At 62.5% G+C, this 7,207-nt stretch carries 6 protein-coding genes; 4 read left to right on the top strand and 2 right to left on the bottom strand.

Annotated features, from left to right (window positions below; translation table 11 throughout):
• Window positions 1-645 precede the first annotated feature (645 nt).
• The 4 genes from KF886_19945 to KF886_19930 all read left to right on the top strand — a co-directional run bounded on the left by KF886_19945 (window position 646) and on the right by KF886_19930 (window position 2,994).
• Window positions 646-1,062, top strand: coding sequence for a hypothetical protein (locus KF886_19945; protein MBX3179634.1), 417 nt, complete (start codon window positions 646-648; stop codon window positions 1,060-1,062).
• Window positions 1,063-1,103: 41 nt separating this feature from the next.
• Window positions 1,104-2,213 (top strand): hypothetical protein, encoded by a 1,110-nt coding sequence (locus KF886_19940; protein MBX3179633.1) that lies wholly within the window; start codon window positions 1,104-1,106, stop codon window positions 2,211-2,213.
• A gap of 268 nt (window positions 2,214-2,481) precedes the next feature.
• Window positions 2,482-2,643, top strand: coding sequence for a hypothetical protein (locus KF886_19935; protein ID MBX3179632.1), 162 nt, complete (start codon window positions 2,482-2,484; stop codon window positions 2,641-2,643).
• A 159-nt stretch (window positions 2,644-2,802) separates the two neighbouring features.
• Window positions 2,803-2,994: a hypothetical protein gene (locus tag KF886_19930; GenBank protein MBX3179631.1), complete on the top strand. Its 192-nt coding sequence runs from the start codon at window positions 2,803-2,805 to the stop codon at window positions 2,992-2,994.
• Window positions 2,995-3,106: 112 nt separating this feature from the next.
• Here the strand turns inward: KF886_19930 and KF886_19925 are convergent, their stop codons facing one another.
• Complete coding sequence (locus KF886_19925) at window positions 3,107-4,774, bottom strand: CotH kinase family protein (GenBank protein MBX3179630.1); 1,668 nt, start codon at window positions 4,772-4,774, stop codon at window positions 3,107-3,109.
• A 948-nt stretch (window positions 4,775-5,722) separates the two neighbouring features.
• Complete coding sequence (locus KF886_19920) at window positions 5,723-6,880, bottom strand: hypothetical protein (GenBank protein ID MBX3179629.1); 1,158 nt, start codon at window positions 6,878-6,880, stop codon at window positions 5,723-5,725.
• Window positions 6,881-7,207: the final 327 nt, after the last annotated feature.

Raw genomic sequence — 7,207 nt, 5'->3', positions numbered from 1 at the left:
AGGAATCTTGTATACGCTCATAGCATCGCCGCCCGGAAAAGAGAACCGAGCAAACTACCCATATTTGCCGCCATCGTTGCCGATGTACCTTCAAACCGGATGAGCCATAAACTTGAACCGCGAATGAACACGAATGAACGCGAATTGCATGGTGGTTCGAGGCGCGTTGATGCCGAATATGATGGACTCGGGAGTCCCGCTCTTCCGGCCCAAAGGGCGGCGCGCCACTTGCCGCCAACTCGGATGGCGCAGGTGGGGGATGAGCCGCTCGTGCGGGGTGTGGCTGGAAGAGTCGGGGCTGCGTTGCTCCAGGCACACGAAGGCGCCGGGGCGCCATCGCGTGGCACGGTTATTGGCCTCACGTGGTGGCGGAATGGCCAATGGTGGCGCCGCGCCGGTCAGGTCGGGGACGCGCCGTGGCGGGATGCCGAACCTCCTGTGGCCTCGTGGGGTTGGTGTTCGCTGGCCCGGAATCCCATTGCAAAGTCCGGGGATCGGGTGCATAATGGAACTGTGCTTGAATTCGGGGGCGCATTGCAGGGATTTCGACGCCAGGATCGCCGGCGGGACCGCGCGATTGCCTGGCGTACACACGGGACTGGACCGCTTCCCGATTCGGGAGGCGTCCGCAGCAGGAGACGACCCATGTCGGAAAGCAGCGAATCGGTATTGAACGTTTCGGTGTCTGAAGTGGTTTCCTTTCTCCGTATCGAGGGCGGTTTTGCGGAGGCGCTGGGCCAGGTGGTGCGGCGCAAGCTGTTGTTGAACGCGGCGGGTGCGGCCGGGATCGAGGCGACGCCTGCGGAGCTCCAGCGCGCGGCGGATGTGTTCCGGGCGACGCGCGGGCTGCACAAGGCGGCGGACACGGACGCCTGGATGCGCACACACGGGATCACGCTGGACGATCTGGAGAAGCACCTGGACGAGAATATCCGGATCAGCAAGGCGCGCGACCATATCGCCGCGCAGGACGGGGCCCGGGCGGCGGAATCCGCCGCGGTGCGCGCGCTGATCCGCGATCTGGCGGTGGAAGAGTGGCTTTCGAAGGAGATGGCGAAGTAGCGGGCCCCGCGCGCGAAACAACGAGGCAGGCGAGGCGGACCATGGCGAATTGTGCGCCGGAGAGCGAGTTCGAGCAATTGCCCGAACTGTATCAGCGCTGGGTGGAAGAGTTACTTCCAGGCGGCATTCCGCGCGAACGGGAGGCGACCTGCTTCGATTGCGCCATGTGTGATCGGGGCCAGGGGGCTCCCGTTCCGGGGATGGGTTTTTTCCATCCGGAGACGAAGTGCTGCACGTATTTCCCCGATGTGCCCAATTTTCTGGTGGGCCGGGCGCTTTCGGTGGATACGGCGGGCGGCGCCGCGTTGCGGGCATTTGTGGCGGGCTCGGCGGAGCACCGGGCGCAGGCCACGCTGTTGGGGGTGCGCCCCGCGCCGAAGATTCGCACGGTCTACCGCCAGCACAAAGACGAGTTGTTCGGCCGCGATCCGGACTTGCGCTGCCCCTACGCGATCACGCCGGATCCGGACGCGGGCCCGATCTGCGGTATCTGGAAGCAGCGGAATTCCATCTGTTCGACGTGGTTTTGCAAGCACGTGAAGGGCTACACCGGGTTCCAGTTCTGGTACGTGTTGCAGGGGCTGCTCGGCAGCCTGGAGTGGTCGCTGGCGTGGTGGGCGATTGCGCGGGTGCTGGAGAATCCGGCGGCGGCGCTCATGCCCGCGCAGGGCGAAGCGACGGCGCGAAACAAGGTGTCGCTCCGCCCGGATGCATGGTCGTTCTGGAGCGGGACGCGGGCTTCGTTCTACGAGGCCTGCGCGGACGCGGTCGAGCGGTTGAGCGCGCGCGAGGCACTCGAGATCGGCGGCATGGAGGCGCGGCTGCACCTGCTGGATGTTGAAGCGCGGTTTGCGCGGCTGCACGACGGCGCGCCGCCGGAGCGCCTGCGTGTGGCGAGTTACAGCATCGTGGAACGGGACGCGGAGCGCGCGTTGCTGAAGTCCGCGCGCTACGCGCAACCCTTCTCGGCGCCGGCGGTGTTGCTCTCGCTGTTGCATTACTTCGACGGGCGGACCACGGACGCGGTGCTGGAGGCGATCCACGCGGACACGCGGGTGCGGCTCGCGCCCGGAATCGTTCGGCGCCTGTACGACTTCGGGATCCTGGAATTGGCGGAGGATGCGGCGGTATCGCCGGAGGCGCCCGATTGAAGTATGGCCCTGGATTGGGGCCGAAGACGTTGATTACAGACTGGTTCCCGGCCCTGATTTGAGACAGTTTAAGTGAGCTCGATTAGAGGGGTTTTGTATCTCTTTTAATTCGAGCAGGTTACAGGCTGGCCGCGCTTGGCACAGCCTATGCGGTGTACCAATCAAACGCCTTACGCCGGATGGTCCGGCGCCAGGCGCGCCCTGAAACCGAAACTTTCCCGCAGCGCCGCCAGCGTGAGGGCGGGACCAACCACAGGGGTTACGCGCCATGTCACACATTGAAATCAAGGATCTGAATGAGGACATCACGGTGACGGAGGAAGAGCTCAAGCACGTGAAGGGCGGGGTGTATGACCTGCGCTACTTCCAGTCCTCCCCGTCCACCTACAAGCTGGACAGCGCGATCGACTACAACTACTACAAATTCTGAGGGTTGGATCGCTCCCCGGAATTGCAATTGAATCCCGATGGCGCGGGGGAGCATGGCGCGAAGCGGCGCGCCCCCGCCCGCCGCGGGCCGAATGTAATACCGCCGGCGGAATTCCACGCCGAATTCGATGGAAGAACAACGTGAAAGGAAACGAAACCCATGCCTAAAATCGAACTGAACGACTTGAACGAAGATATCACGATTTCGGAAGACGAGCTCCGGCACGTCAAGGGCGGGCTGCTCTCTTCGTATCAGCTGACGTCGTATAAGCTGACGTCGTACAAGCTTACGTCGCCGACCTCGCTCAGCAGCCTCGATACGTCGCTGAACTACTTCCCCAAGGTAGAGTAGATCAATCGCCGCGCCAGCGGGCGCGGGCCGTACGAGATGCCGGGGTGGACGCCGATCAATCAGCGGCGCCCACCCCGGTTGTTTTGTCTGTTTCTGGAATGCGGCGGCCGGATCAGAGCGAATCGAGATTCCGATCCATCCATTCCCCGCGATCCTTGAGCCAGTTTTTGAGGTAGTTCAGCTCGCCCTGGTGTGAATCGGGGTGCGGGCCGGCGAACATGAGGAAGCGGATGTCGGGGAGCAGGGTCATGCCGAGCGAGGGCCAGCGGATGAACTGGCGGGCCTGCGCGGTTTCGAGCCCGGCGGCGGCGTCGTCGATCCGGAGGTTCATCTGGCGCGCGCTGAGCGGGCCCTGGCGCAGTTCATTCCACCGCGCGATGAAACGCGCGCGGAACGCGGGATCGGCCAGCAGCCGGGCGGTCCAGGGGCTGCGCTCGATGGGCCCGCCGTCCTGGTTCAGGAGCCAGTCCGCCGTGCCTTCCAGCCCCTGGAAGCTGAAGTAGCCCATGGCGATATTCAGGTCCCAGATGGGGCCAAGGCGGAGGGGGCCTTCGCGGTCCTTGTGGAGGAAGGTGGAGGAATGAAAGGCGTCGCGGTTCTTGAAGAATTCCTGCAGGATCATGTAGTCGACGAAGGAATCGACGTCAATGTAGGCGGCGTAGCCCGTTTCGGGGTCGGTGAAGTTCGCGCCGAAGAGGGCGCTCTCAAAATCGTCCAGGTAGTTCTGTATCCAGGCCTGCTGCACGGGCAGGATGTTGTCCGGCCGCGGATAGACCAGGCTGGCCACGAAGCCGCCCGAGATCGGCAGGCCGACCTCGTCGGGGTCCAATCGGCTGGGAAGCATGATTTCGAGGAGATAGCCTCCGCTGATCGCGGGCTCCTCGGTGTCTTCCTCGCCCAAGCCCGCGATGGCGACGCGGTTGCGGTCGCGCTTGACGCGTTCCGTAAGGACGTAGACGCCTTCGTAGCCGTTTGCCCAGGTTTCGCCGCGCTCGTCGACGAGGTAGACCTCGCAGAAGCGCGTCCGGGGCGCGTAATAGCCCAGATCGCCCCAGAGGCCATAGCCGACGACGTTGCGGATGAGGCTGCGGTCCATCCACGGGCCATAGAGGACCCAGTCCTCCTCGTCGGGCATGCCGAGGAGCGACACACTCCGGTCTTCACCGGCTTCATCGCGGGTTTCGATGCCCCAGGAGGCCTTGGGGAAGGTCTGGGAGGAGTTACCCCGGCGCTCGATGCCGATCAGGCTCGAAAAGGTCGCCGCGGCGGGATCGGGCCGGTTGAGGGTCCCATCCTGGTGGTCGACGACATACATCGTGGCGTCGATCTTCGGCTCATCCGGGATGGGGGTACGGTTGGTGTCAATGAGGATGACGGGCAGCGGGCTCCGGGCGTACAGGTGCGGGGTTGCGGTTCCCTCGACGAGGCTGTCGCCGTCCATGTACCACGCCCATCCCACCGTGCCGGAAAGCATGGTGATCGGCCCGCGGGTACGGGTCACCGGCTCGCCGTCCACCTGGGCCGTGGCGCGGAGCCAGAACGCGCCCGCGCCCTGTACGTCGGCGTCCGCCACCCGGTTCGGCTGGAGGGGATCGCCGATCCGGTTGGGCGCGGCGTTCAGCGCCGCTTCGCTTGCCGCCACGCGGAAGTCGGTAATCTCGAACGGGGACTCGTTGATCAGTTGGAATCGGAAGATGGGCACATTGGGATGGCAGCCGGCCAGCGCCAGCAGCGACAGGGCGAAGGGCAGCAGAGGCCTCCTGAAATCGACGTTATGCATGTTCTCTCCCTTGGTCATTGGCGGGAGAGCGGCTCCGGGATACGGAGCAACCCCCTGGCTGATCCGTTGTGGTCCCGGCTGCTACCCGCCACACGCACACTTGCAGGGTACTATAGCGCGCCGGTAACGGGAATGCCAGCGAATTGCCGGGCGGGGGCAACGCATTTAAACTCGATCTTGGTATATGGGCGCAAAATTGAGTCGATTCGGAACCTTGAATTAACGTAATTCTTTAGCGGAATGAAGTTGGCTTGATTCCTCGACGATACAATCCCGCGCCGCAACGGAAGTGCGGACGAATGGGAGCGCGGGCGGCCCGCCCGCAACGCGCCGGAGGCGCGAGTCTACTAGTCAGCGGTAGTCCGGCGCCAATTGTCTCGCCGATCAAGTGTGCCGATATTGCAAACACGCCATGCACCTCCGGTGCATTGCAGGCGGGGACGCCTGCGCTCCCAGCCTTGCACGCTCTCGTCGTAGTATCGCGGCATGACAAGAATGGGCTGGCGCTACTTCAGACCGCTAAAGTGTTACGAAGAAGCAAAAGTTCCTGCTTGGCAGTGTCGACCAGAGTTCTTCGCCTTGAGAACAAACGAGTTCGACTCAATTTATATTGCGCCCCGAGGCGTGTATCATATATGTCGATATAACCTCGATCCTTTTTGCGTTTTCCCACCGAAAGCGATACGGAAGCACTTGGCGTATTAGGTTCATACATGTTCGACACTCACTTTAGCCAAAAGCTTTTCGAGCAGGTTGACGATTCTCCAGCCCCCCCCCCGAGAATCTCTACTTCACGCTGGGTCAGCGCAATCTGATCGGATGACCTCACTCCAAACACTCCTGATATTGGGAGACATGGGGCGCTCACAACTTATGTATACCCTTGCAGGCCAATAAGATCCCGAGAAATTGAAAGCAATTCGCGATCCGGTTACGCTGGTCTCAGGGCTAGCGTACTACCCCCCGGTCGTCCTCCCTTACCCGATTCAGCAGTATTTCGATCACCTCGCCCGCCTTGTACTTATCCATCATGCGCCTCCCAAGTTCGTATCCTGGCGCAGTGGCCTCGAACCAGGAGACGTGTTCCAGTGGCTCGCAGAATTCGACCGTCAACGTGTCTTCGCTTTCGCGGGTGGTCCCGACCGAGAAACCGGTCTGGGAAAAGGCGGCGAATTGATAACTGGGTGTTATGGTCGCGCCCGCAATAGCGCCACCAGTAGCAGCGTCGCGAACTTGGAATTGAAGGTATATTGGGTCTACACGCTTGAAGCGGATCGTCGTTCCCTGTTTGACGAAGTTGTGGTCGATGTCGGAACGATAGTAGCTCGCATTCGGCGCTATGTGGCGGCCAACGTCGCCGTCGCGGTTGACGGTAGCAATATTGTAGGCGAAGTCGCCTATGTGATCGAGCCGGGCGACACCTTTGCCATTCGTGCGGATTCTAGTGATGGGGATATCGCCCCCGACACCGGTGCGGGTACGTGCGCGGAGGTCGATGCCAACGTTGAGCTCCTTATCCGGAATGTACAGCCCGTCCTGGTCGAGAACGGTCAACTCAACCGTCTTGCCCACATCGAGGCGCACGGGCCACGTCAAGTCCCTTCCCGTATAAAGCGCGACACCCTTGCCGTAGCTCCAGTTGTCGGCGGGATCGGTGGCTTCCAGTTCTCCGTTGTAGTGCGGCGCGAACCAATCGTCGTAGGTAGACAGGTAACCGAAGCCGCCGCGCTGGGCTGCGGGGCCGCCTTCGGGGTATTCGTTCCAGCAGTAAAAGTCGGAGATTTCCATGCGGTGCGCGGGTGGCATGAGGACATAGCGGTAGAGGCCGTAGCCGCGGGGTTTGGTGTGGTCCACCTCACGTCCGCGATGGAAAGGGACGGTGAAGCGTCCGGCGGCATCGGTCTTGCCGATTTTTCCATAGCGGATGTAGCCGCGCTCCAAGCCGACTTCGTAGACGGGAATTTCGACCGCCGGTGTGCCGTCGGGCAGGGTCGCATCAATGGTGACGTGGACGGCGGGTGGCGCATCGGGGTCCACAGGCGGAATGGTGATGTCCTGGGTTGTCGCGAGCAGAACCGCGATGAAGCCGGTGAGTACAGGCAACATGGGCGATCTCCCTCATAGTGTTCGGTGGTCTCCAGCATAGCCCTGACGCTGACAGGGCTTCAAGAGCGCCGGAACCGCCGTCCGCATCGTCTTCGGTGCTCACCACATCAAAGCCGATGGTGTAGTTGTACCAAGTCTCACTCGCGCCGGCGATACGGATGCGGCGTTTCTGTGGGGCCTGAGAGAAGTGGCCGGGCATGTCCGCGATCCTCCTTGGCGAACAATGGTGGATCGGGCGGGCCATCCACGACGGCGCATCTCCAATACTCCCGCGCCCGACAGCACCTCGGGCGGATCCAGGCGCGGCTGGCGCGGTAGGCGATACAA

The sequence above is a fragment of the Candidatus Hydrogenedentota bacterium genome (assembly GCA_019637335.1).
GTDB lineage: Bacteria > Hydrogenedentota > Hydrogenedentia > Hydrogenedentales > JAEUWI01 > JAEUWI01.
Note: the sequence above shows the minus strand (reverse complement) of the source record. Positions and strands in the feature narration are given on the sequence as shown.